This window comes from Oligoflexus sp. (assembly GCF_035638955.1).
Lineage (GTDB): Bacteria > Bdellovibrionota_B > Oligoflexia > Oligoflexales > Oligoflexaceae > Oligoflexus.
In genome coordinates this window covers 62,557-88,272 of record NZ_DASQYZ010000207.1, presented here as the reverse complement: position 1 = coordinate 88,272, position 25,716 = coordinate 62,557, and the positions used below count along the sequence as shown (strand labels likewise).

Sequence of the window (25,716 nt, the reverse complement as noted above, 5' to 3'; positions counted from 1 at the left end):
GAGTTTATGGATCTTTCGACTGTCCTTACTTTTCGATCAGCGTTGTGGAGAATACCAAAGCTGCCGCGATTTTTTTTCCAGAAAAATTTGTTTTTGGCCCTGAAGTTCCGCCCAGCGGTCCCCCGAAGCGATGGCCTTGACTAAAAAATCGAACAGGAAAAAATGTCGGCGTTCAGCCCGCTTGATGCGATGGGGGAGAACAGGATTGAAAATACCGAAACTGCTGAAGAGCTGCTTTGGGTTTTTCTTGACCCAATGCCAGGACCCCATTTCCATAGTGAGAGGGATCATGGTTCCAGGCAAATGCGCAGCCTGATGCTCAAGGCTCAAATAATCCCAGAGGTCACCATGCGTGGTATACGCGTGATGCTGAGGCTCGATGATGTAAACATGATGCGGATAGCTCTGATCCAAAAGTTTTTTCAGGGCCAGAATCCTTGGAGCATTGGGATAATAGCGGTGGGACGAGGCATAAGGGAACCAGACCCGATCGACCAGCCCAAAACCCGAATGCACATCCAAGATCAAAGAGGTGCGAGAGGGGAATACCTCCCGGCGCACAAAATCGCAGAGTGTCATAGCCTCCAACTCCATGGGCCTGTCCAACTCACCGCGGTACCAGGGCAACCAATTGCCGATGCGATGGCCTCCAACTAAAGGCAGGGTTCTCTCTTCGGCATCAATGGGAGCATTGCGCATCAGATCCACGCCATGGCCATTGGCGCGACTGTTTAACAGCATGCCGATGGGATTGACCAGGGGATAAAACAGAATGCGACAGGTCTCGAGCAAGTGAATCAGTGTGTGGTCCCACTGGGCGAGACGAATGAAAGACTTAAGAAAAGACGTGACGACATGGGTTCCAATCTTTTCCAGGCCGTGCACGCCGGCAACAAAAAGTAGAGTAGGGGCCGAGGGGTCGGTCGAACCAAAGCGAAAACTCAGAATGGGAAAATCCTGATGCCGATACCGGACCAACGCTTCTTCCCGCACCTCACCCACCGGTGAGATGCTGTCAGCGCAGATCATGAGTTCCTGCATTTCCGGAAAGTCAGGATAGTCCAACGTTGGGCCTCATGGTGTCAGGAGCGCATATATTTCCGGCCATGGGCTTCCGATAAGCGGTCAAAATCCAAAACCGTGAAAAGGTCGAGGCATTGAAAATCCTGATCGAAAGCAGGAGCTCCATAAATCCTGGCACCAGCTTTCAGATAGCCAGCCAGGATCGGGGGCAATAGGCTTTCACCCAGGGAGGATACTGATTTCATAACCAGAGCCAGCAGTCCCTCCTTATCAATAATGGAATAGCCAGATATGGGTTGAACGGGAAAACGGTCGTCCAGGCACCCGCTCTGATGCAGATACTGATAAACCTGGACCAGATGCCGCAGATCCAGGCTTTGGACACTGGAACAGCCGAAGAGGTAGCGGCTGCCGACCGCCGCGCTATAGGCAGCCAGGCCTCGCCAGAGCAGGTGAACGAAAATACCCTTGCTGCGTTTATCCGGGCGGACGCAGGCGCGACTCAGTTCCAGCTTTTTACCGTCAGACTGCAGGAAACTATCGATCATGAATTCGCTGCAGGAGTAAAAGTCGTCGGTAAAGTCCGAGCAAAGCAAGCGATAGCTGGCCAGGACTTCGCGTGTATCGCGATCCTGGATGATTAAGAAGTCAGCCGCCTGATCCCGGGCTTCCAGATCCATGCGTCGTGATCCGGTTTTGCCGGCAAATTCTTCGATGAATACTGCGGACCGCAGATCGATGACCTGGCGGAATTCCTCGGCACTGTCGGCTGTTTTAATGATGTAGCGGGCCTGTTCCAGATGGATAGGGACCTTGGCTTTCCAGCTGGAAGGTAACTCGATGTCCAATCCCAAGGCGTCGCAAGTCCAAATAGGGGCGAAAGCGTGATCGGTTTGCATCGTCCACTCCTGGTGACGAGGAATTTTTCTTCTCATGCTGACATCATACGAAAGGCTTAGGCCCCTGTATTAAATTCTCAGTAAAGAGTCGATAAATTGCATGACGCAGCCTGACGTCATGATTAAGCTAGGGGGTATCCATGTGAGGTTTTATGCGGAAAACTCTTCGCTCGATCCGGCGTATGCTGCTCCTTTTGTTCGTGATCTTGAGCCTTTTACTGACGGTGAGTTGGGTTCGCCTGATCATGCGTCGTGCGACACCACGCCGGATGAAAATCATCGCCCAGATGATGCAGGGTCATCTGAAGGCCATGGCCCGGGTGTGCGGTTTAAGAATCCATCTGCAAGGCCCGCGGCCCGAGCTAGGTCAAAGTTTTTTGCTCTTAAGCCATCACGTCTCGTATTGGGATATTCTAGTCCTGGGTTCGCTTTTTCCCGTGGGGTTTATGGCGAAAGACAGCATAGCGAGCTGGCCGATTCTGGGTCCTGTGGTCAGCCTTTGCAATACGATCTATGTCCGCCGGGAATGTGTGACGTCACGCTGGCGAAGTCTTCGCCTGCTGCAGCGGGCAGTTCCCCATCTGTCCTATTGCGTTTTTCCCGAAGGCACCACCACGTCGGCGGCCGCACCTCGGTTTTTGCAGTGGCGGCGCGGGAACATAGCCGTGCTTCGGGACCCTGGTGTTCCACTGTGGCTCGCGGGACTGCATTATGCCGAGCAGGGCGTGCAGGCCTGGATCGACGATGACGCTCTTTTACCCCATCTCTTCAAAGCCTTGCAGGCCATTTCCATCGAGGTTGTGGTTTGCCTGGAGCCTCTTGTCGTGGGGCCGGGCGATTCACCTCGAAGGGCCGCTCATGAGGCCTGGAGCCAGACCACGGACCTTTGCCTCAAGGCCCAATCTGCCTTCGCGTAAGAACCCGTGCAAAAACCTGTTCACCCTACCTCCATGCCGAAAAGAAATAATTGTTTTGACCTCTAAAACTGGCTGGGATCGCAGCCCTTTATGGGGAGCTTTGTGGTTTGTTTAAAGACTGGGGGGCTGGCACCGAATAGTGATTCAAATGAATAGCTGGGGAATGCAAACACTCATTCTTTACGCAACGAAGAATTCGAAGTGCAAAATCATAGGAGTCGTCCATGAAAGTTACTGTAGTACAGGGTCTGGTAGCGGTAGGCTTATCGATGGGTCTGGCTGCTTGTGGACCGAAACTGCAAAGCGTGGCGGATAATCAGGACGCCTCGACGGAGACGGACTCCACGCGACGTGAGACTGTGACTGTTGGTGTGAACGTGTCGGAGAGAGGCGCGGGTTTTAACCTCGCTGCAGCCAGTTCCTACGCGATGTCACTGGATGGCTGCGCCTCAGGTTTGACTGTAGCCAGTATCACACAAGCCAACCCTAGTGTGGATGTCTATAAATTCGATCAGGGCTGCAAGGTCAAGCTGAATTCCTTCGTCTTGAGCGGTATCACTTATGCTCCGGTTGCAGGTGTTGGTGGCGACCCCTTCACGACGTGGATATCGGGTGACATTGCAACCTTTGAAGAGTCAGGCAATGCCAGTAACAAGTTCACAGTGACCGTAACGTCTCAGCTGGGTGACCCGATCAGTGGAACAGAAGCTGTGTCCTATACCTTCTCGCAGTTGGTCGCTGGTACGGACGAAACTATCGCCAAGACAGTCGTAGGTGACTCTCATGCTCTGAGTGTCAGCGGTGTGGATGCCGCCTCGGTTGATATCGTAGGCGTGACCATGACGGGTATGGCGGCTGGTGGTGCGGGTCAGTTCACCTTTAAAGTGGAATGTCTCACCAACATTACCGGTACCAACCCTGCTTATTCCTGCGGTAATAACCTGATGACCACGCTCAAGTACGTCCTGGTTGAAGATACCTTCGGTGGAACTTTGACTCAAACCCAGGCCAACGCGTTGTTTGCTGGTGCCAGTACAACAGTTGCTGCAGTTGACCAGTTTCCAGTCGGTACAACAGGAGCGCTCAAAGGTGGCTTTAACACCCAAACTTTGACTGGTCCTGCACAGATGCACCTTAAGCCCAACATGCTTCTGGTTGTGCAATCGGGTGGCGCTTCCTACCGCTACTTCAACGTTGATGTTTCGACTCTGACCTATCCTTAATCGATAGTTACTCGAAGGCGAGCCGGTGAAAGCTGACCTTGGTCAACCTTCCCCGGCTCGCCGCCATCAGACGAGGTAATTTGTGCGGGCTTTTCAAACATGGATCACAGCGACCTTAGCATTATTGTTAGCCTCCTGCGGCAACAATAAGATCGATGTTTCCGCCATTCCCCAGTTCCGCTACTATGTGGAATCCAAGTTCACATCCCAGATTGAAAACACACTCGTGATCGAAGGCTCAGGCGTTGAGCAGCTGTCGTTCAAGCTGAGCGGTCGTGGCTTTACAGCAGATATTCCTTTGGATACCGAAGTCCCGGTTAAAACCCGCACCAAACTGCAATATGTCGAAGTTGGCGATTACGTCGTGAATATTCAATTTTTCAAATCCGACGGAACGCCGCTCTTGCAGGATGCTGTGAAGTGGTCCTTCAGCCTGGAATCACCTGACAACCCGATTATTGGTTTTGCCAGCCACGCTACCAATGATTCCCGCGTGGTCCTGCTGGTTTCTGAAAGTCGCGACCCCCTGACCAATGAAATATGGATTGAGGGCGACCTCTCCATCGAAGAAAGCCCCAAAGGATCCTGGCGCACCATTCCTGAATTCAGTAAGGTCCCCATTCATCTGACCGAAGATGATGGAATGAAAACCATACGGGTCAAGTTGCGCAACGATTTCAAAAATGAAACAGACCTGAAAACAATTCAAATCCGGAAAAAATCCACAGCACCTACCAACTGTCGTGTGGAAGTGCGAGGCACCGGATCACAGAATCGATATTTTGAAGTGATGGTTTATGCGGAAAATGATGGCCCGGTTTTCTACCGGGTGTTTGGTGACGTAAGCGATCCTAATGTATTCCATGAATTCGTCAACACCGGTACACGCGTCCCCATTAAAATGACGTCTGGTGCTGGCGTCAAAAACTTGACGGTTCAAATCCGTGATGAAGCTGAAAACTACTGCCTGCGTCAGGATATTAAGGTGACTTCGGATCCCAATTATATCGGTGAGGGGATTCGGATCAAAGATGACAAAGCCTGGTCGGATAGCAATCAGGTAACCGTACTGCCTTGGGTTGACGGCTTTGCCGATGACCAGGTTGAAATGTATGTCCACGGCGATATCCTGGACGATGACAACACGTTTCAGTGGATTGCGTACAAGCCTGAACTTGATGTCACGTTGCAACCAGCTGATGGGACGCGCTGGGTTCGTGTCCAGTATCGCATCAATGGTGCCGTCACCAGTTTCCGGTACACCTCTGTGTACCTGAAGCCGTATGTGCTGATTCAGATCGGCACGGATACACCATACAAAATCGTGGCGTCGGAGATCAATCAGCTGAGTCATTTGACTCTGACAGGCTGTGCCGAACCTTATAATCAAGTAGCCTTTGCCGCCTCCTATAAGTGCGCACCGAACGCACCAGCGGCCACCGTTGTCTACACGATGAAAGATGGCAGCTCCGTGACCAAGGCAACGAACTTTCCGCCCTGAGTCACATCATCACAAATGTTAAATGAAATGCAATCGAGAAGGCCTGGAGCTGATAGCTCCCGGCACTGTTCTTTTCGAGGCTATTGACCTTGCCTGTGGAAGGGGAGGTGGCCACGACCGTGTCATTGCGCTTGGAAAAACTTTGCATCAGCGTGCTGAAGGATCCACCCACAAAAAGATCCGCCCGGCCGAGCTTCCAGTTTATTTTTTTTCCCACATAAACTGGCAGACGAATCGAACCATTGCCACTGAACGTCGATAACGAGGCCGACTGAAAGTTATCGCCATCGATCGTCGTCTGCGAGTAGGACGCCGTACTCATTTTGGAAAACAAAATGAATTCAGGGGTCAGCTGCACGAGCCAGTTTTTACTCGCCACCAAAGTCATCCAGCCCGTTCGCGCGGTCAGAAAAAAGTTGCCGCCACTGTTTTTGATGCCGCCCGCATCGTAGCTGACCTGAGCCGTGTACATCCCAAGACCGAGGCTGAAACGTTCATTGCCGGTTCCGAGAAGTCCACGGCTTAAATTACCCACATAGTCGACACCCAGGGCAAAGCTCTGCTGCTGCAGCGGATGGCTCTTGCCCACGTTTATGCTGCCGCTGATGCTTTGCCCGAAACTCAGGTCCACAGCCACGCCGGCCCAGGAAGGGGCGCTGCATAGGCTCAAGGCCATAAGAATAAGGCGGGTCGCGATCATTGGGGTCCAATCGGAGAAAGTTATGCGGGCATTCTCACCATTATAGGTGGGAAAAGAAAGCCTGAGCAATGGCTAGCCGAATCCTTGGGCTTTTTTGAAAAAACCTGGTCAAAAACCCAAAATTGCGGGAAACCACCTGCACTTACTGAAATCTTGGTCACTGGGCCAGTCAAAGCGTGGGATAGAAGGAGCCCAGTGAACCGGTGCACCTGTTGACATTGTTGTTGTAGTTGAAACGGAGTTGATATGAAGTTGAAGAACATGCGACCAATTTCCCGTAGCCGTCTCCAGCCATGGATGCACATGGCCCTAGCCCTGGTCAGTCTATCCAGTATTTATGCCTGCCAACCCTCGACCAAACTGGAAAATTTGCGCCATGGTGTTCCCGCTAACGTTGTTCCCGGCAGTTATAAGCTGACGGTTGCTGCGGAAGCCAATGAAGAAGAGTCCTTGAATGCCATCAGCGCTGAAGCCAAAACTGTAGCCGAAGAACTCGGTTGTGGATTCGGCGGACTTCAAGCCTTGTCCTGGGAACCAGGAGCTATCTCCGCAGATCTCGCATCAACCTACCAGCTTAAGCTGACGGGCTGCGAGCAGAGCGAAGATCAAGTGGCCGACACCCTGCGAAAACTTCAAACCTTGAGCCACATCAAGGACGTGGAAGCCGAAGCTTCGATCCAATTGGCTCAAACTGAAAATGATCCCTATAAAGAACGTCAGTATCACCTTGATAAAATCAAGCGTGATCAGGCCTGTGATCTTTTGGGTGGCAAACTAGGTCAGCAGGTGATCGTCGCCGTCGTTGACTCAGGTGTGGATAAAGATCACGCGGATTTGCAGAGTCAGTTCCTGCGTGACGCCAATGGCCAGATTGTTGGGGCCAGCTTTGTTGGCAAAGGCGCCAGCGGCCGTCCTGATGGCAACTGGGATGATCAGAATGGTCACGGAACCCACGTGGCTGGTCTGGTCGGTGCGGCGAGTAACAATAACATCGGCGTCGTCGGTGTTGCCTCCTGTGCTAACGTGAAAATCATACCCGTTCGTGTTATGGACGCCAGTGGCCGTGGTTCGTCGATCGAAATCGACCGCGGTGTTCAGTGGGCTGCGGCTCAGGGTGCGGATATTATCAACCTGTCTTTGGGTGGTAATAACTTCCTGGCTCAACCGAAAAACTCGCACCCCAGTGCTCTCTATTCGGATCTGGCCAGCAAAGGCGTGATCGTCTTCGCTGCCGCTGGTAACGAAAGTCTCCGTTTGGGTGTGAACTCGGGTCGTGGTTACGCTTACAGTTACCCGGCCTCGTATGACAACGTGATCTCAGTCGCCGCCACCGATGCTCGTGATGCTCTTGCTGGCTTCTCGAATCGCGGTGCCACGGTTGATATCGCAGCTCCTGGTGATCAGGACGTTTCCACCTACATGGGTGGTGGCTACAAGGCTCTGAGTGGAACCTCGATGGCCAGTCCTGTCGCTGCCGGTGCTTATGCTCTGGCTTTGAGTATCGCCCGTACGCCGCCGAAAGATCGCCTGAAGCATAACGATGTGATGGCGCTTCTGATGAAATCGGTGCGGACGAGCAACTTGAAATCGGAAGTGACCGCTGGTGGTGTGATGGATACTTTGGTTTTGGCTGATGCCATGCTGAAGGGCAAAACCCCTGGTGGTGACAATCCTTCGACGCCTATGCCGAATCCAACGCCGACTCCCAACCCAACGCCAACTCCGGAACAACCGGCTCCAACCCAGCCCGTTCCTACGAGTATGAGCTTTGTGGGTCTTACCGAAGGTCAGACTTTGCTGAAAGCCACCCGCTTTGCAGTGACCGGCTGGCCCCAAGGTAAAACGTACAAGATCTATCTGTACTGGGTAACCAACAGTGATCCTACGCCTTATGCCTTCGCCAGCCTGGATCGCAGTGATCTGGATGCGACTGGTAAACTGGTTCAGACCCCGGACGCCTATTATCTATATGGTAGCGGCACCCTGGTTGCTGAAGCGGTGGATACCTCGGGCTCTCAGGTCCAGCTCATCAAGCTGAAACTTTCGGGTCGTTAATCCTCTGATTGTTAGCTTACAGAGAAGGCACTCCTGCCTTTTCTGTAAGCTTTTTCGTACGTTTCCTCATTTCCTGCTATTCTGCTCCCCCCAAAGATTTGGCAATTCTTCCAATTCTTCCGCGCTAAGTCTCCATAAGCCATACCGAAATTAAAAAACAGTCTGACCCCCTAAAGAAATTCGGAGTTTTGCCGATATTACAACATAGCTTTTTGTTGACTCTTAGAATCTCATGACAAGGGGTTAGGGAACTATGAAACACTTCGCATCAGGATTAATGGTGACTTTGCTCCTGAGTATGCCCGCATTTGGTGCAGGCACTGATGACCTTTCGAAGGCCAGAGCTCAGGTTGAATTTGTTTACCAGCGTTTAACAGGCATTCGGCCAGCTGCGGCCGACCTTGCCACCTGGAGTGCGGCCCTCGCCCCTCTTGCAGGTGCTGACCGAACCGCTTACCTCGCCGATGTTGTGGGCAAGGCTGCCACTGAGAACGACTTGTTCTACTCAGTGACCGTTTTGAATTTCGCACAAATAGAGGCCAGCGAAGATCGATCCGTTGCTGAAGGCAGCGGCGCTACATTTACCGGTGTTTTGAATGACTTGACCGCAACGGTCATTGGTATGGTTCGCGACGAGAAAGACTATCGCGCGATCCTCTCCGACGACGTGTTGTACATTCCAACAGGTACAACCTATGTGCCTGGAACCAACGCGATCTATGACACCCTTTATAACACGCATAAGACCACTGGCGGCCCAATTGCCAGCGCTCTGACCGCCGTTACTCAGACGGGTGCTACTGGTTTGGCTGTCCAAGCTGGTATCTTCACTCTGCGCGGTTTCGGTTCTGTGTATTATGATGCCGGTACCAACCGCGCTCCTTTCCGATTTACTTCGATGAACTATCTGTGTCGCGACATGGAAGATCTTTCCGATGTGTCTCGCGCCGACATCTATGTTCGTCGTGACGTTGACCGCGCTCCTGGTGGTGACGCCAGCAAGTATCGTACTGAGTGCGTGGGTTGCCATGCTGGTATGGATCCTTTGGCCAACTCGTTCTCTTTCTTTAACTTTGTTCCACCCGCCCAGGCTAACGCTGCTGCTGCGATCACAATCGCTGCCGCTCCAGTTGCCAAGACGAACCAGAACAACGATGTGTTCCCCGGCGGTGCTGTTGTCACCAACGACGCTTGGATGAACCTGTGGTTGGAAGGTACGAACTCGGCTTTGGGCTGGGATGCTACCAAGAAATCGGGTACCGGCGTTAAGTCTCTCGGCGACATGCTGGCATCTTCGAAAATGTTCCCAGAGTGTATGGCTAAGCGTGTTTACAAGACTGTTTGCGGCTTGAAAGAAGAGACTTCGACAGCTGAAAAAGCTGTTATCTCCCGCCTCGCCGGTGAGTTTACGAAGACTTATAACATGAAAGAGCTGTTCAAAGACACAGCTGCTGAGTGTGTAAGCAAAATCGGTATGTAAGCAGTTTACGGGATCATTTTTAAAGAAGAATAAGAAAGGATTATAGCAATGGTTATCTCAAGAAAGAGTTTGACTATATTCGGCCTGGCTGTAAGTGCAGCATTGTTTGCCGCAGGTTGCTCGTCCAAGAAGGCTTCGAAGGGTTCCCCCGACGTTGGTCAGGCCCCTGGTGACGTAGTCGGTGATGGAAATGCTGAGGGTGAAACCCCAGCCGAAGACGCTTCGAACAAGCCCAACAACAAAGTTGAAGCTCTGTCGAGTTCTTTCGGCCTCCTGAACTTCCGTCAGGTGTCCGCTAACCTTCAGAACTTGACTGGTGTGGCCTTGAACGCTCCAGCTGCTGCCGGCGGGATCGCTCCAGCTGCTGAATACGTACGGGCTCTGAGCTCTTTGCCAACTGATCATGCTCCTGCAGCGATCACGGCTGGTAAAGTGGCTTCGCTGACCAAACTGTCGTCGACCTACTGTGACGTCATGGCGAACAACGCTACGCTGTTGGCTGCCAAGTTTCCCGGTTTGACTCTCGCTGCAGTCCCTGCAGACTCCGCAGCCTTCGCCAAGACTTTGGTGGACGGCTTCTACGGTGCTGAAACTTCCTTGCAGGGTCCTCGTGCATCCGACATCGCGATTGTCGCTGCTACTGTGGACGCTCTGAAAGGTATCGCCGGTGCAACCGGCCCTGGAATTTTCATGGCTACCTGCGCGGGTATCGTCTCAAGCGGTGAGTTCTTCATCTTCTAAGATGCAGTTTTCAAGCAGGAACGAAACGAACGGGAATTACATTAAAACAACAGCATGACATACGGGGTAATGGATATGAAATTTACAAGTAGAAGAGAAGAAATCCTGGCCAAACTCGCTGCGAAAGAGAGCACTGAGAAGGCCGAAAAAGCTGATAAAGCCCAGCGCGCTGTCGAAGCTGAAGCTTCGAAAGTCGCCCTGCACGCTGACCACAAACTTCCAACCACCCGCCGTGAACTCCTCGGCGCTGGTTTGATGACTGGTCTGTCCTACGCTGTGGTACCCAGTATCCTCAGCACCTTCGGTCAGCAAGCTCTCGCAGCTCCTGTTTGTGCCAAGGGCGGAGCTGCTGGTGCCGCTGGCGCGAAAGTGCCAGGCTACCTGCAAATCGAACTTTCGGGTGGCGCTGCCATCTCGGGTAACATCATGATCGGTAAACAAGCTGCCGGCGCTGCTTTCGAGCCGCTTGCTGCCGCTGGTTATCAGACTCTGGGTGTAACCGGTGTTCCGACTCTCGACGCTAGCGTCAAGGGTCAGTTCATTGCCACCAGCCAGTTCCTGGCTGGTATGAAGAGTGTGATGAGCGCCGCTGCTCTTGCCAAGACTGTAGCGGTTGGTATGGCCGGTACATCCGGTGATGATACGGCGAACAACCCACTGAACCCAGTTCAGTTGGCAACTCAGGTCATCGGTAACCCAGGTCAGCTCGTGCAGATCGCCGGTACCAGCAACCAGGCTAACACCCTGGGTCGTACGGCTCCTCTGAACGTCGCTCAGAACCCTGGCCTTGCTAAAGCTGCTATCGCCAACGAAGGCAGCTTGGCTAACCTTGTGAACCCAGGTTTGATCGCAACTCGTTTTGGCGGCGACGTCAAGTCGTCGGTCGCGGTTGCTGACCTTGCTCACAAACTGACCGCTTCGAAACTCGGCGCGTTCTCGGCCAAAGATCTGAACCAGCAGGTTAAGGATCTGATCGAGTGCGGTTACATGGGTGCCAAGGATCTCTTGACCCAGTTCACTGCTGCTGCTCTGACTCCTACAACGGATCCAGCCATCACAGGCACTCCGTTCAACGCGATTCCAGTCGCGACTTTGACAGGTCCTACGACGGCTGCTCCTAACAGTCCATCGAGCTTGAAAGCCGTCATCATGGCGAAACTCTTGTCTGATGGTCTTGCTTCGGGCGCAGTGGTTGAAATGGGCGGCTTTGATTACCACGGTCAAGGCCGTGCGACTCAGAACGCCAAGGACTTCACCGCTGGTCAGACCGCTGGTTTGGCTCTGGAAGTGGCTCACCGTAAAGGCGCTCCACTCTTCATCGCCGTAACTTCTGACGGTTCGACCTCTTCGGGTAATGGTACGGACTTCTCCGCTGATAACGGTTCCCATGGTTCCGTTTTGATGCTGGCGATCGGTCAGACCGCAATCCCAGGTACCAACAGCCTCCAGATCGGCAAGTATGCTGATTCCGGTGCGGTTGATACAAGCTACGCTACAGTTACTGCTGGTACACCAGCTGCTCAAGCTCTGTGTATCGCTTACAACTTCGCTGCTTTCGCGGGCAAGAGTGCTCAGTTTGAAGCGATCCTGGCTGCCAACGCAACGGTCAACCCGTTCAAAGGTCAGGAAGCGATTTACCAGGCCTTTGCTCCAAAAGCCTAATGACATCGGATTCAACAAAGGCGCCGCTTTACGGCGGCGCCTCTTGTTGGCCTCCGCAACAGAAAATTGGTCATATTCTCCTGCTGCTCCGCATGCTGCTTGCTGTTGGTTCCTGACCATAGAGACCGGTTATGAGAGGGATGAAATTTGGCCGAAACTTTTTGGTTTCGGTTTTGAATTCAGGAGATGGGGACTCATATGAAGAAGTTCGGACTCATCCTAGCGCTGAGCAGCTTCGTGGCCATAGGACTCACAGGTTGCGGTCAGGCGCCTTCCAAGCCTACTGGTGGGATAACGACTACAAATTCACCGGTAAAAGATGCAAATGGTGATGGCATAGATGACGACACGGGTACACCTATTGTCGCAACCGACGATATTCCCATGGAAGCATCGCTGGCATCCTTTAAAGCCAACCTCTACGAGCCACTGCTCAAGCCTTACTGCGCAAGCTGCCACGCGACAACTTTCGTGAGCGGTGAAATCGACCAAGCCCACCTTGCCTTCCTGAGTCGTTCAGGCTTCGACAAATACGCTGGTATCGACCAGACGCTCCCTGTTTTGAAGATGAAACAAGCCCACAACTGCTGGGATGGGTCGAACAAAACTTGTATCGACACCATGACGGATAAAATGAAACTGTGGCTGGGAGATCTGGAGGCCAACGGCTATAAGCCCAAGCCAGTCGTTTATCCAAATGCCACAGGTGACGTGCTGATGAATACAGCTGCGCCCATCACGCTGTCAATTCCTACCGAATATGCCTTTGCCGGCATCACGGGAGCGACTTTGACTGGCTATACGATGGCGACCGATGATGTCGATGGAGCGATCAAGAACTACGCGACGTCTCCAGCGGCTGCCCGTGTTGCAGCTGCTCCTAACGCTGCCACCCCAGCTGTTCCGTTTATCACCTTCACTCTGGATGCGAAGGTTGCCGGAACCTACTTTGTGTGGGCTCGTGTGAAGACAGCAGCTGATACCAGCAACGAAGTGTGGGTTTCACCTGCAGCCGGCGCTGCCTTCAATGCTTTCATCGCTCCCGTGACCGGTGCTGACACCTGGAAGTGGGCTCAGATGTTTATCGCGGCGGCCAACGCAAACGCACCTACTGCGAACCCTTTCACGTTCAACGTCGCAGCACCTGGTCCGATCCAAGTGCGGGTTGCCCAGCGGGAAGGTGCTGTAAAAATCAACCAGATCGTGGTCACGACCAAGCCTGACTTTAACGGTGACCAGTTCACCCGCACTTTCATGGACATCACGGTGCCTCTGAAAGTGGCCGGAGCCCCCGATGCTAAAATCGTGGCGACGGTTTGGGAAAACACGACCGAGGAAGGCAAGCGCTCCCTGGGCGTGAAAGAACTCAAGATCGTGTCGAGCGTGCCTCTGCATGTGAAGGGTATCTATCCTCTGATCAACGGCATCTACAGCTCCAGCCACGGTACTTATACTCTGGTTGATACGGTTGCCGGTGGTCCAGATCTGACCAAGGCCGTGATCAGCACCGGTGGTTCCACGGCTTCAACCTGGATTGCCGATGTGAAGGCTGACAAGATTTCCTTCGCTTTCGACGTGATTGAGGTCGCCAGGTAAGCTGACCAGTCCCTAACTCAAGATCTACGAAGCCGGGCGTTATTGCCCGGCTTTTTGCTTTTTTCCTTGCCAGGTTCCCTCGCATCGAGCCATCCTTTGCACTATTGTATGATGCGAACGGACGGAAACGAGGAAAATGAATGGAGCAGGAATATAGCGAAGAACATATCCAATCCCTGGATTGGAAAGATCACATCCGCCTGCGACCTGGCATGTATATCGGCAAATTGGGCGACGGCAGCCAGAATGATGACGGTATCTATATCCTCCTCAAAGAGGTCGTGGATAACTGCGTCGATGAGCACGTTATGGGGGCTGGCAGCCGCATTGAAATCCATCTGGAGCCTAATGGTGTGCGGATTCGCGACTACGGTCGTGGGATTCCCTTGGGCAAGGTCGTGGCCTGTGTCTCACAAATCAACACAGGTGGTAAGTATGGCTCGGGTGCCTTTAAGAAATCTGTCGGTCTGAACGGGGTCGGTACCAAGGCTGTGAATGCCCTGTCTGAGGAGTTCACGATTGCTTCAAGACGACAGGGGCAGGGTGTCAGAGCCACCTTCTCGAAGGGCATACTCCAGAAAGAAGAAAGCTTCAAGGATCCCAAGGCGCCAGATGGGACCGAGGTTTTCTTTCGGCCTGACGAAACCATCTTTCGCAGTTACGCGTTCGATCGTGAAATCGTCGAGCAGATGCTGTGGAACTACGCCTGGCTGAACGGTGGCCTGGAATTGGCTCTGAACGGGCAGGTCTTTGCTTCCAAGGATGGTTTGCTCGATCTTTTGAAGAACAAAACCGCGCTGCTGGAACTGCGCTATCCCATCATCCAAATCCGTGGGCCGGACATCGAAGTGGCACTCAGTCACGGCGAACAGTACGGGGAAGAGCACTATTCCTTTGTGAACGGCCAGCATACCACCATGGGCGGCACGCATCAGGCGGCGCTGCGCGAGGGGCTGGTGCGGGCGATTCGGGAATTTTATAAGAAGGATTATGATGCTGCCGATGTGCGGAGTGGCCTCATTACCTCCATAGCCATCCGGATTGAAAATCCGGTGTTTGAATCCCAAACGAAGACCAAACTTGGGACGCAGAACCTGGGTGATGATGGGCCGAGTCTGCGGACCTGGATCATCGATTTTCTGCGGCAGCAGCTCGACAATTACCTGCATATGAATCCTGAAACCGCGCAGGCACTCCAGAAAAAAATTCTGCAGTCCGAACGTGAGCGCAAGGAAATGCAGGGTATCAAAAAGCTCGCCAATGAACGGGCGCGCAAGGCCAACGTTTTCAACAAAAAGCTGCGGGATTGCCGCGTGCATCGCTTGAGTCGGGATACCGATGCTCAACTGTCGACGCTGTTCATTACCGAGGGTGACTCGGCCAGCGGGTCGTTGACCAAAGCTCGGGACGTCAGGCTGCAGGCGGTGTTCAGTCTGCGAGGTAAACCCCTGAACTGCTTTGCGATGACTAAAAAAGTCGTCTATGAGAATGAGGAGTTCAACCTTCTGCAGCATGCTCTGGATATAGAAGACGGCATTGATAACCTCCGTTATCAGCGCATCGTCCTTGCGACCGATGCTGACGTCGACGGCATGCATATCCGCCTGCTGCTGATGACCTTCTTTTTGCAGTTCTTCCCGGAGCTGGTCAAGTCGGGTCATCTCTTTATTCTGAAAACACCGCTGTTCCGCGTGCGCACGCCGAAGGCCCTACGGTACTGTTACGATGAAAAGGAAAAGAACAAGGCCGTGCAGGCCCTGGGCGCCAAATCGGAAATCACCCGCTTTAAGGGTCTTGGGGAAATCTCGCCCGATGAATTCGGGCAGTTTATTGGATCGGAAATGCGTCTGGAGCCCGTACGCCTCTCGCAGAAGGCGGCCATCCAGGAGATTTTAAGCTATTTCATGGGAAAAAACACACAGGAGCGTCAGCGCTTCATTATTGATAATCTGCGTACGGAAGAACCTCTGAGTGTTCTGGAGCAAGCTGAATGAGAACGGAAACGGGCCATGCCCATGTGGAAGATTTGTACGAGTCATGGTTTTTGGACTATGCCTCGTACGTGATATTGGATCGGGCGGTGCCGCATATCAAGGACGGTCTGAAACCCGTGCAAAGGCGCATTCTGTATGCGCTGTGGGAATTGGATGACGGTCGTCTGAATAAAGCCGCCAACGTTATAGGTCACACCATGCGCTATCATCCTCACGGGGATATGGCGATCGAAGATGCTCTGGTCAAAATCGCTCAAAAAGAGCTGCTGATAGATATGCAGGGCAACTGGGGTAACACCTTCACCGGTGACCGGGCGGCGGCGCCTCGATACATCGAAGCACGTCTCTCGGTGCTGGGCAAGGAGATCCTTTTTAACGAGTCCCTCACGGAATGGCAGGCATCGTATGATGGGAGGAATCGGGAGCCGACGCATCTGCCGGTAAAATTCCCGCTGCTCCTGGCCCTAGGGGTCGAGGGGATTGCCGTCGGCCTGCAAACCAAAATATTGCCGCATAATTTTGCCGAACTCTGTGATGTCGCCATCCTTCATCTGCAGGGCAAGCCTTTTACGCTGCTGCCTGATTTTCCATCAGGTGGTCTTGCGGATTTCAGTGCCTATCAGGAAGGTCGGCGCGGGGGCCGGATTCGGGTTCGAGCTAAAATTAAAATCGTCGATGTCAGGACGCTGCAAATCAGTGATCTGCCTTTTGGTACCACCACGGTGAGTTTGATTGAATCGATTCTGACCGCTCACGAGAAGGGCAAGATCAAGATCAAACGCGTCGAGGATAACACTGGTTATGAGGTGGATATCCGCGTCCATCTTCCGACCGGGGTTTCGGCGGAGCAGACCATGGAAGCGCTCTATGCTTTTACGGACTGCGAAGTGAGCATCTCGGTCAACTGCTGCGTCATCCAGGATGAAAAGCCGGCGTTCTTAGGCACGCGGGATCTGCTGACATTTGCCGTCGATCAAACCCGTGATCTTCTGAAGCGTGAATTGGAGTTGAATCGCGAGAATCTGCTCCATAAAATTCACAAGGCCACGCTGGAACAGATTTTCATCGAGCAAAAGATCTATCGCAAGCTGGAAGGAGCCACGTCCTGGGAGGAGGCTCTGCCCATCCTGCAAAAAGCCTTCAAGCCGCATCTTAAAGAGATCGTGACCACGGTCACCGATGATGATCTTGAGGCCCTCCTGGAGATTCGTTTCAAGCGTTTGACGAAATTCGACAGCGAGCAGGCGAACAAGGTTCTGGAAAAACTGCAGAAGGAATTGAAAGAGACTGAAGGCCACCTCAAGCAGCTGACGGCTTACACGGTCAATTGGTACAAGTCGCTGAAACAGCGCTTTGGCAAGACCAGCAAACGTCGCACTGAAATCGCCGTCTTTGGTGAAGTGAGCGCCCGGGAAGTGGTGCTGGCCAATCAGAAACTTTATGTGAACCGGCAGGAAGGTTTCCTGGGAACCGGTTTGAAAAAGGATGAATTCCTCACCGATTGTTCGGATCTCGACGAAGTTCTGGCTGTTCGACGCAACGGCCAGGCGATGCTGGTCAAAGTCAGCGATAAAGCTTTTGTCGGCGAGGATCTGCTGTTCGTCAATATTCTGCCGCCGGGCAGTGGGACCAGCGTTTTGCATATCGCCTATCGCGAGCAGGAGGATGGACCCGTGCTGGCCAAAGCCGTGCGTTTGAGCGGCTGGTCGCGCGACAAAAGTTATGAGCTGGCCAAAGGCATTCAGTCTGTGCTGTTTGTCCAGATCTGGCCTGAAGGCACCGATGCCTATGTGGAAGTGAAATTGGTCCAGGAGAAGCAACCGCTGCTCTACAATATGGGCAAGCTCACCGCTGAAACACGCAATAGCCGAGGGCGGGTCCTGACGCTCCGTCGCGTGGAATCCGTGGCACGGGCGCAAACGCCGAAGTTGACCTTGAAGTTGACCTACGATGGCAAGACCCATCGTCTTGGTGAAAGTGTGGGTGGAAAAGCGATTGGCACCTTTGCCGCCGATGCGCGACTTTTGGCTGTGACACAGGAAGGCCATCTTCGGGTCTTTACCGCGGCCTTTGCTCAGAAACTACCGGGCGCCTTGCATTCCTGTTTGCTCTTGCCGCAGGAAGCTGTGCTGAGCGTCATCAGTCGTCGACGCCAGGAGGATGTGCTGCTGGTCCGCCGTTTGAAAACAGAAGAGTGGGGGGACGGCAGTGAATTTCAACTGAGTGAACTCCGGGATCATACCTTGGTGGGATTGAGTTTTGCCGATGATCCTCTGCTCCGCCTGACCTTTAAAGCCGAGCAGGGACCGCCCGAGATCATGTCGCTGTCCGACTGGGTTTCGTGCAAGGCGCCCCACGCTTCACCGACTAAAATTGCCCGTCCTGGGCTGGCGAGTGTATTGCTGTTAACGTAAGACCGAGAGGGGGCCAGCCCCCTCAAAGGCGCATGTCCTGAAAGCACGGCGTTCTTGTCGCGCGTCGCCTGGTGTCCTCCTGGTGTACAAGACTTTCGTGATGCGCACAATTTCAGCGGGTTTACCCAAGTCACGCTCCGATTTTGAATCTTTGGCACATACGATGCACCAATCCAAGACGAATTTTCATGCTGATGGATCCCATAAAAGCGTTGGTTTTGCGAGGTGCGAAGATGGGCAGCGTTTCGAGGAAAGATACGCACATTCTCTGCGAAAACCTCAGCGACTTTCTGCCCGTACCGACGCAGAAAGACAGTGTATGGGAGCACCGGCATGCGAGATGATTCATTCATGATGAAAACCGAAATAGTCGTGATGAATAGTGTCCGTGAAAAATGGTGTTCTGCTGGGAAACGGTGAGGGCTAGCCGGAGAAGACGATGCAAGCCTTCGATGCTAGGAAACCCAAGCTGCATAACGATTCTGAACTGCAGTCGGTCAAGGCTCGAACCCATGCACCGGATCCATGTCCTGCTTGTTATCGGACAGAATTTTGTGTGATGTTGGCACCCAAGCCAAAAACCTGAGCTGAAGATTTGCGGTAAAAAGAGGAATTGGCAGGCGTCTTAAAAAGGCTTAAATTGCCAACTGAAGCCAATCATATTTGCCGAAGTGGATCTCAGGTCAGCTGAGTCATGAGATGCGTGAACTTCATGAATCACATTCCTGGGATTTGCTGAGTTGACGATCCAGTCGACAGGTTCGACTTATGATAGGAAGAACTGATCTTTCGAAGACCGAAGTACCGTCCAGGTATTTTTGAGATCGGGCTACCAGCTGCAAGGAGAAACGATATGAAACCACTCCAGGATGAAAGCAAAGTCCGACCGACGCGAACCAACGCCGCGGACCAGCCCCTGCTGAATCTAAAGGGAATTAAAGTTCTCTTTGTGGACGACGCACCCGATAACCGTGAGCTGGTCTGTCGCATGCTGGGTCTGGCCGAGGCCGAAGTGGAATTGGCCTGTACCGGTGTTGAGGGTGTGGAAAAGGGCATGCGTGGGAATTACAACGTTATTCTCATGGATATTCAGATGCCCGAGATGGATGGCTATGAAGCCACGACCCGGCTTCGCAACATGGGATTCAAAAATCCCATTCTGGCCGTGACCGCGCATACCCGTCGGGAAAATCTGGAGCAATGTCTGAAGGTGGGTTGTGATGATTTTGTTTGCAAGCCGATCAACCGGACGCTTTTGATTCAAAAGATCAAGGAACATATGCATCATTATAAGATGGCCTGTAAAACGGCGGCGCAGGCTTAGAGTTTGAAGGTCCAGCTCAGAAGAAAATTTTCGGTGGTGGCTTCCACGTCCTGATTGGCCGCAGCGCCGGCCACGATTTGTGCGGTGCCTTTGCCATCCTGCCTGATAAAACCGAGATGAAGGTCAAAGGCCTTGGTGATAATGGAAGTCCCAATGGTTTTGCCGATATAATCCAGATGCGCGGTTTGATTGGTGGCATCGGCCACGATTTTAGGAAATACCGAGTTGTTGGTAAAGAGTCCGAGCATGAGGCGCCAGTTGGCGAAGCCTGTTTCCAAACCCAGCGCGTAATTCCAGGTCGCCAGGCGATCAGGCGATCCATTGTCCACATCGACAGGCGTTGAGTACGAGGCATCGGTGGTCACGAGAAACCCTTTTGCAGGATGAAAAGCGGCTCCGAAGCGATAGATGGTGGGAATGACCTCGGTCTCGATTTCATACTCATCGCTCCTGTAATTGACCACATCAGGCACTGTATTGGCCACCGCGTGGGTGACTGAGTTGAAGTTCAGACTGCTTTCATTCAAAACAGGTTCCCCGACGCGCATACTTACGCCCAGGCTCAAATTCTCGCTGTGATACTGCAGGCCACCGGTGACGTGAAAGCCCTGGTTGGAGACGCGGACCTTGGATTCCTGGACCAGCACCTGTCCCCCATTAAAGAGCACCTGCTGATAGTCCATGGCTTCAATATTGCGATCATAATAAAAAACCGCCGTACCGATCGACCAGGATTTGCCGAGTTGGAACGCCATCGACGCTCCAAAGAGGTCGTAGGAATTACTTTCCTGATGGATGCGCGTAAAATCACGCGCTTGGCCTTCCTCTTCCGATATATCCTGGAAATAGTCATTCTGATTGATGTTGCGTTTATCCAAAGTCGCGAACACATAGCCGAGCGTGAGCCACTTTTTATGGAAGATACCACCGGCGAATCCACCAAACCGAGTATCGGATGTTTCCGTGTAATCCTGGCCCTTGACGGCTTCCTTGAAGACGACTTCACTGCGATTGGTCGACCAGGTGTTTAAGGAAACCTGATTTTGCGCGCTATGAACGATACCAGCGGGATTGTAAAAAAGGCCTGAAGGGTCGTTTGACAGAGCCGTGTAAGCCCCGCCTAGCATGGCCGAGCGTCCTCCAGGCAGTATCAATCGATCAAAGGATTGATGCTGTCTTGCCAGATCCGCTCGGGCGATGCTCGGAAGACTACCGAGCATAAAAGCCATGAGCAGCCATGGTTTTGAAATTTTGTCTGGCATGAAGGAAGCCTTGGGCACACCGACCTCTTTGAAATTCCATGTCTTACGTTTCGGAAGAAATGTCCTGTACATGAGCCACTTGCGGTGCCGTTATGGCTCGATTTTGAATTTTCTTGCAACATATTCTAAATTTTTGGATAAATACCAAGAGGCGTTCAATTATTTTAAAAACAGAGTGAGTCCATGGAACGATGTTTGATCGATCGCAGCGGTGGAAACTTGCGTCCTGCAGACCAATATCCTGAGATGATTCAAGGCCGATCGGTCTTTTTTGTTAAGCCGGATGCGTTCGATCTGGTGGCTGCGATCAACGCGCACATGCGTGATGCCAAGGGCGATCTGCATAAGGTTGATCGGGATCGCGCCCAGCAGCAGTGGAAAAAACTGGTGGATATTTATCAGCAGCTCGGGCTGAAAACCACGATCATGGACTGCCGCATCGCCTGCCCCGACATGGTGTTTTGTGCCAATCAAACGTTTCCTTTCCTCGACGCCTCGGGCCATCCCGCGGTCATTCTCAGCAACATGTGGGATGAAACAAGACATCTGGAAGTGGCCTGCCTTGCGGGTCAGCTGGAAAAACTAGGTGTGCGTATTCATTCCTTGCCAGCAAGGCAAGACCAGACTTTGTTTGAAGGCATGGGGGATGCCCTGTGGGTCCCTGGCCGACGCCTGATCTGCGGTGGTTACGGCTTCCGTACCGATCGCCGCATCTATGAAACGATTCATGCGATCACTGGCACCCCCATCGTCCTCTTTGAACTGCTTAATCCAAGATTTTACCATCTCGACACCTGCCTCAGTCTGCTCGATGCCCGCACGGTCCTGGCCTGTCGCGAAGGATTTACGGACGAAGGCTGGACGACTTTGGGTCGACTTTTCCCGCGCATCATTGAAGTGCCGCTGCACGAGGCCGACGCTCCGGGTTTTGCCTGCAATGCACATTGTCCTGATCAGCAGCATGTGATCTTGCAGAAGGGCTGTGAGGAAACCTGCTCGGTCCTTCGCAGTTATGGCTTTACGCCCATTGAAGTGGAGACCGAGGAATATATCAAATCCGGTGGTTCGGTGTTCTGTATGAAAATGCAGAGCCCTTGGAACAATTGGCCTCAGGAAGCCTTGGCCTGAGTCCTGGATTCACGGCAGGTCGCCAGCAAAAGGATAAAGACGCTGCCTGAATTTTTCCGGTGCTCATCCGTGGATCGACTTTTGACATGCAAACTGCCGCCAAAGGCTTCGACGATGTGGCGAGCCAGGGGCAAACCAAAACCCGTCCCCGCTTCTCCCTCCGTTCCCGGTCGACTCGTGGAACGGAAGTCGTCAAAGATATAAGGGAGCAGCTCTTTCGGGATGCCGATACCCTGATCCCTGACCTCAATTCGCATAAAATTCTGCTCACGCGCCACGGTAATGGTGATCACACTCCCCGCCGGCGAAAATTTGATCGCATTCGAAACGAGGTTGCTGAGCACCTCATTGAGCAGCATCACCGGCTCCGCATGCACCTGGACGTCCTGGAAGATGTTCGGCAGGTCGATACGGAGCTGCTGCTCCTTTTGCTGCAAGCGATTGTCGAAGACGAAGCGCAGCTTGTCAAAGGTTTCAGCGAGGCTGACCGCGCAGGTTTGGATCCGCAGTTTGCCAGCTTTGGCGGCCTGAATCTGTCGAACTTTATGCAGAATCTGATTGATCAGTTCCGAGGCCCGGACGATGCGTTTTAAGGCCTGGTTTTGTGGGGCATTGGCCTGACCCTGGGCGATCAGCAATTCCGCATGGCCCGAGATAAGGGTTAAAGGATTGGCAATATCATGGGTGACAATATTCAGAAGGTTGTCCAGCTTGCGAGTCTGATCGGCGACCACAATCGCGTTTTTCTGCAAATAAAGGTAGGACATAAAGCTGATCATGCCAACGAAGCAGCAAAGCGAGACGACCAGATAGAGATCATCGGGGATCAGCACATCGTAAGCCCGAGGTATGAATTTACGAAGGGCCAGGATCAGAACAGCACCAAAGGCCAGACACGTTCCAAAAATAATTCCACGCAAATGCAGAAGCAGCCCCCCAGCGAGGGGCAGGATGCCCACCCAATAGCTGACAGGCCCCTCCAGTCCCCCTACAAAGAAGACGGAGAAGGTCACGGTAAAAGCACCGTTGCTGATCAGATAAAGCGACGCTTTTTGGATATGCTGCTTCTGTTGGAGTAAGAACAAAACCGGCAGATTATTGCCCGCGACCATGAATAAGGCCAGACCCAGCCCTTGGGCGCCGTACAGCGCAATCATCACGCTAAAGATGAGAGTGATGATAATAGCACCCAGGGTATAGAGCGCGATGATACGTCGCTCCAGATCCTGCTTGCCAAGCAAATTTTTCAGCCTAAGTGTCATCCTTTGACCTCGACTGTGGTTCGGCATTTCTTTCCAAAAGTTAAGAATTGACCTGGAATAGGCCTCAAGTTTTTCTTCCGGACTCCGAAGCAGAATCAGAGCGAAGGGTAGGTTCCCGGTATATGAGGAAGAGTAGGTATGCAACGCCGCGAAATATTTAAAGGTTTTGCACTCGCCTTGGGCGTGATGGCCACGCGACCACTCTCGGCGTCTTTTTCCGAAGAAGGTTCTCAGGAGGGCAACGTCCCACCGATGGATCCCAACACGCAAAAGCGCATGCAGGATAAGATCGACAACTTCAACAACGACTTCCCCGATGACATTTTTTTGACTCCTGAAAAATTCAAAGTGCTGAAGCAGGTCCAGGCTCGACTCGCTCGGGCTCAGGATGTGATTGGCTTTGCCCGCTTCAATTTGATTAGTTTTGATGAGCTTTTGAAGTCGGCTGCCAACCTGCCCCAGGTGGGACTCTTTCAAACGGAAGAAATGGCGTTCATTGAAGAAATCTTTTTCTTCGATGCACGTAAATATGGTTTTTACGGTGACAAGGTCACCGATAAACTCACGGCTCGATTCGAGGAAAAGGACACTCTGAAAATTGCTGGCTCGGGCCATTATATTTTCAAAGGTCGTCCGCAGGCGCTTTATCAGGAAATCGTCCGTGATGTCGGCAGCGATATCGTACTGACCTCTGGCATTCGATCGGTTGTGAAGCAGCTTCATCTGTTTCTGACGAAGGCGATCAATTGCGAAGGCAATCTCTCACGCGCCTCGCGCTCCCTCGCACCTCCGGGACATTCCTATCACGGGATCAGTGATTTTGATGTCGGCAAGCTGGGCTGGGGCTATCGTAATTTTACAGATCATTTCGCGAAAAGTGACGTCTTCAAGAGACTCATTGATCTCGGTTATGTCGATATCCGCTATACGCCGAATAATACTTATGGTGTTCGATTCGAACCCTGGCACATTAAAGTAGGCTAATCTTCCTTTAGTAAAACTGCATATCCTTTGCGGCTTGTTAAATTGAGCGAAATTGTATCCTGGACTCCGCTTCGATAAAAGGAAAGACGGTTATTCCATCTTTCAAGGAGTCCTTCATGAATTTCAAGCCCATCAGCTTAAGCCTGCTGACACTGACTTTGGTGGCAAGTGCCTGTGGCACTGGTGCCAAATCAAAACTCGACGGACATTACGAAGAGGCCACCGCATCTAACATGGCGGTTTATCGTGGTCAGCAGGTCGTTCCTGCAGAATATGCAAAGGCTGATAGTGTCATCGTTTCCTCGGAGTTGCTGAGTGGTTACGGTCGCGAAGATCTGGTGAAAGCCATTCTCGACGCCGGTGCTAAAAAAGTTTGGGTGACAGTGAACCGTGGTTCGGGCCAGACACTGCAGTCTTCCACCTTCAGTCGTTTGCGCCAGGCGCTGGGAACCAGCATCAGCAAGGTGTCTGTGGTGGAGCAAAAAGATTCAGGTCAGGTTACGGTCTGGGCCCGTGACTGGGCGCCGCTGGGTGCTTTGTCCGACTCTAGCGAACTCCGTTTAATCGATTTCAATTATTATCCACGTCGTGTCGCTGATGATGCCACCGCGCGTTCCTTTGCTGGCCTCACCGGCGTCGAGCGCGTGAGCGTTCCCGTCTATAATGAGGGCGGCAACTTCATGAACAACAATCGCGGCGATTGTATGATGACCACGCGCGTTACCGATGCCAACGCCGACGTTTTCAAGGCCGGTGACATGGTGTTGGATGCCGAGGACATCCGACAGTATTACAGTGACTTTGCCGGTTGCGCCCGGACGAACATCTTCCCTCGGATGCCAACCGAAGGCACCGGCCATATCGATATGTGGGGCAAGTTCATGAATGACGATACCGTCATCGTGGGTCAGATCAGCGAACGAACTCTGTCGTTGGCCTCGAGCAGCAACCGCAGTCTGACTCTGCAGATTCAAAGGTATTTGGATAACCGTGCGAACGACATCGCCGACCTCGGCTATAACGTGGTGCGCATCCCGATGCCGGTTCCAAACGCGGGTCTGTTCCGCTCTTACACCAACTCGCTTCTGCTGAACGGCACAGCTATCATCCCTCAGTATGTTCGCCCCAGCTCGGGCAGCTACAATGATCAGTCCTTGGTAAGCACCTATGAAGCTGAAGTTCGCCGCGTGTATCAGTCGCTGGGTTATAAGGTTGTGTTCATCCCAAGTGATGAACTGATTGCGACCGGTGGCGCTGTTCACTGCGTGACCATGCAGATCCCTGCCGTCCTCTAATCCTGCTTCCTTATTTTAAAGATGCGAAGATTTTCGGTCTTCGCATCTTCACATTCCCGTTATTTTTGCTGCAAAAACCAGGGACTTCCGCCTCGAATTCATGTTTGAGAGGAAGATTTGCGTTCGCACTTTGCTCATGGCGATCATTTCCCATAATCTCGGTTACCAAGCTCCCGTCGCTTTTTGTTGAAAAGAATTGTGCAGGTTGATAGCCAGACCGAAGCTGCCTTTCAGGTGACTCCGGATAGGCCGAAGG

The 25,716-nt window shown here is 52.7% G+C and carries 19 protein-coding genes; 14 read left to right on the top strand and 5 right to left on the bottom strand.

From position 1 onward, the window contains the following. Window positions 1–36: 36 nt before the first annotated feature. Window positions 37–1,065 carry a M14 family zinc carboxypeptidase gene (locus VE954_RS19255; protein WP_324955736.1) on the bottom strand — a complete coding sequence of 343 codons (1,029 nt, stop codon included), beginning with the start codon at window positions 1,063–1,065 and terminating at the stop codon, window positions 37–39. A 17-nt stretch (window positions 1,066–1,082) separates the two neighbouring features. After that, complete coding sequence (locus VE954_RS19250) at window positions 1,083–1,922, bottom strand: GNAT family N-acetyltransferase (protein WP_324955734.1); 840 nt, start codon at window positions 1,920–1,922, stop codon at window positions 1,083–1,085. 152 nt (window positions 1,923–2,074) lie between these two features. On the opposite strand from VE954_RS19250, the gene VE954_RS19245 reads away from it, so the two are divergent. From VE954_RS19245 to VE954_RS19235, 3 genes are all read left to right on the top strand, one after another. Beyond that, window positions 2,075–2,839 (top strand): lysophospholipid acyltransferase family protein, encoded by a 765-nt coding sequence (locus tag VE954_RS19245; RefSeq protein ID WP_324955732.1) that lies wholly within the window; start codon window positions 2,075–2,077, stop codon window positions 2,837–2,839. Window positions 2,840–3,063: 224 nt separating this feature from the next. Further along, the gene (locus tag VE954_RS19240; RefSeq protein ID WP_324955730.1) at window positions 3,064–4,062 is read left to right on the top strand and encodes a hypothetical protein; all 999 of its coding nucleotides are present in this window, start codon (window positions 3,064–3,066) and stop codon (window positions 4,060–4,062) included. An 82-nt stretch (window positions 4,063–4,144) separates the two neighbouring features. After that, window positions 4,145–5,563: a hypothetical protein gene (locus VE954_RS19235; protein ID WP_324955728.1), complete on the top strand. Its 1,419-nt coding sequence runs from the start codon at window positions 4,145–4,147 to the stop codon at window positions 5,561–5,563. 1 nt (window position 5,564) lies between these two features. On the opposite strand, the gene VE954_RS19230 is transcribed toward VE954_RS19235, so the two are convergent. After that, window positions 5,565–6,332, bottom strand: a complete 768-nt coding sequence (locus tag VE954_RS19230; RefSeq protein ID WP_324955726.1) for a hypothetical protein — start codon at window positions 6,330–6,332, stop codon at window positions 5,565–5,567. 177 nt (window positions 6,333–6,509) lie between these two features. On the opposite strand from VE954_RS19230, the gene VE954_RS19225 reads away from it, so the two are divergent. From VE954_RS19225 to VE954_RS19190, 8 genes are all read left to right on the top strand, one after another. Then, window positions 6,510–8,318 (top strand): S8 family peptidase, encoded by a 1,809-nt coding sequence (locus VE954_RS19225; RefSeq protein ID WP_324955724.1) that lies wholly within the window; start codon window positions 6,510–6,512, stop codon window positions 8,316–8,318. A gap of 253 nt (window positions 8,319–8,571) precedes the next feature. Further along, complete coding sequence (locus tag VE954_RS19220; RefSeq protein WP_324955722.1) at window positions 8,572–9,798, top strand: hypothetical protein; 1,227 nt, start codon at window positions 8,572–8,574, stop codon at window positions 9,796–9,798. 48 nt (window positions 9,799–9,846) lie between these two features. Further along, complete coding sequence (locus tag VE954_RS19215; protein ID WP_324955720.1) at window positions 9,847–10,539, top strand: hypothetical protein; 693 nt, start codon at window positions 9,847–9,849, stop codon at window positions 10,537–10,539. Window positions 10,540–10,614: 75 nt separating this feature from the next. Next, window positions 10,615–12,201, top strand: coding sequence for a hypothetical protein (locus VE954_RS19210; protein ID WP_324955718.1), 1,587 nt, complete (start codon window positions 10,615–10,617; stop codon window positions 12,199–12,201). Window positions 12,202–12,399: 198 nt separating this feature from the next. After that, the gene (locus VE954_RS19205; RefSeq protein ID WP_324955716.1) at window positions 12,400–13,797 is read left to right on the top strand and encodes a hypothetical protein; all 1,398 of its coding nucleotides are present in this window, start codon (window positions 12,400–12,402) and stop codon (window positions 13,795–13,797) included. Between the two features lie 140 nt (window positions 13,798–13,937). Then, window positions 13,938–15,791: a DNA topoisomerase IV subunit B gene (locus VE954_RS19200; protein WP_324955714.1), complete on the top strand. Its 1,854-nt coding sequence runs from the start codon at window positions 13,938–13,940 to the stop codon at window positions 15,789–15,791. After that, window positions 15,788–18,205 (top strand): DNA gyrase/topoisomerase IV subunit A, encoded by a 2,418-nt coding sequence (locus VE954_RS19195; protein ID WP_324955712.1) that lies wholly within the window; start codon window positions 15,788–15,790, stop codon window positions 18,203–18,205. The genes VE954_RS19200 and VE954_RS19195 overlap by 4 nt, the downstream gene beginning before the upstream one ends. 853 nt (window positions 18,206–19,058) lie before the next feature. Further along, window positions 19,059–19,529, top strand: coding sequence for a response regulator (locus VE954_RS19190; protein WP_324955710.1), 471 nt, complete (start codon window positions 19,059–19,061; stop codon window positions 19,527–19,529). Here VE954_RS19190 and VE954_RS19185 read toward each other — a convergent pair. Beyond that, complete coding sequence (locus tag VE954_RS19185; protein ID WP_324955708.1) at window positions 19,526–20,809, bottom strand: hypothetical protein; 1,284 nt, start codon at window positions 20,807–20,809, stop codon at window positions 19,526–19,528. The genes VE954_RS19190 and VE954_RS19185 overlap by 4 nt on opposite strands. A gap of 165 nt (window positions 20,810–20,974) precedes the next feature. Between VE954_RS19185 and VE954_RS19180 the strand changes: the two genes are divergently transcribed. After that, window positions 20,975–21,919, top strand: a complete 945-nt coding sequence (locus VE954_RS19180) for a dimethylarginine dimethylaminohydrolase family protein (RefSeq protein ID WP_324955706.1) — start codon at window positions 20,975–20,977, stop codon at window positions 21,917–21,919. On the opposite strand, the gene VE954_RS19175 is transcribed toward VE954_RS19180, so the two are convergent. Continuing rightward, window positions 21,901–23,181 carry a HAMP domain-containing sensor histidine kinase gene (locus VE954_RS19175; protein ID WP_324955704.1) on the bottom strand — a complete coding sequence of 427 codons (1,281 nt, stop codon included), beginning with the start codon at window positions 23,179–23,181 and terminating at the stop codon, window positions 21,901–21,903. The two genes, VE954_RS19180 and VE954_RS19175, sit on opposite strands and share 19 nt — an antisense overlap. A gap of 138 nt (window positions 23,182–23,319) precedes the next feature. Here VE954_RS19175 and VE954_RS19170 point away from each other — a divergent pair, with 138 nt between their 5' ends. Both VE954_RS19170 and VE954_RS19165 read left to right on the top strand, forming a co-directional pair. Then, window positions 23,320–24,165: a M15 family metallopeptidase gene (locus VE954_RS19170; RefSeq protein WP_324955702.1), complete on the top strand. Its 846-nt coding sequence runs from the start codon at window positions 23,320–23,322 to the stop codon at window positions 24,163–24,165. Window positions 24,166–24,281: 116 nt separating this feature from the next. Further along, a complete protein-coding gene (locus VE954_RS19165) occupies window positions 24,282–25,460 on the top strand; it encodes an agmatine deiminase family protein (RefSeq protein ID WP_324955700.1) in 1,179 nt (392 codons plus the stop codon). Window positions 25,461–25,716: the final 256 nt, after the last annotated feature.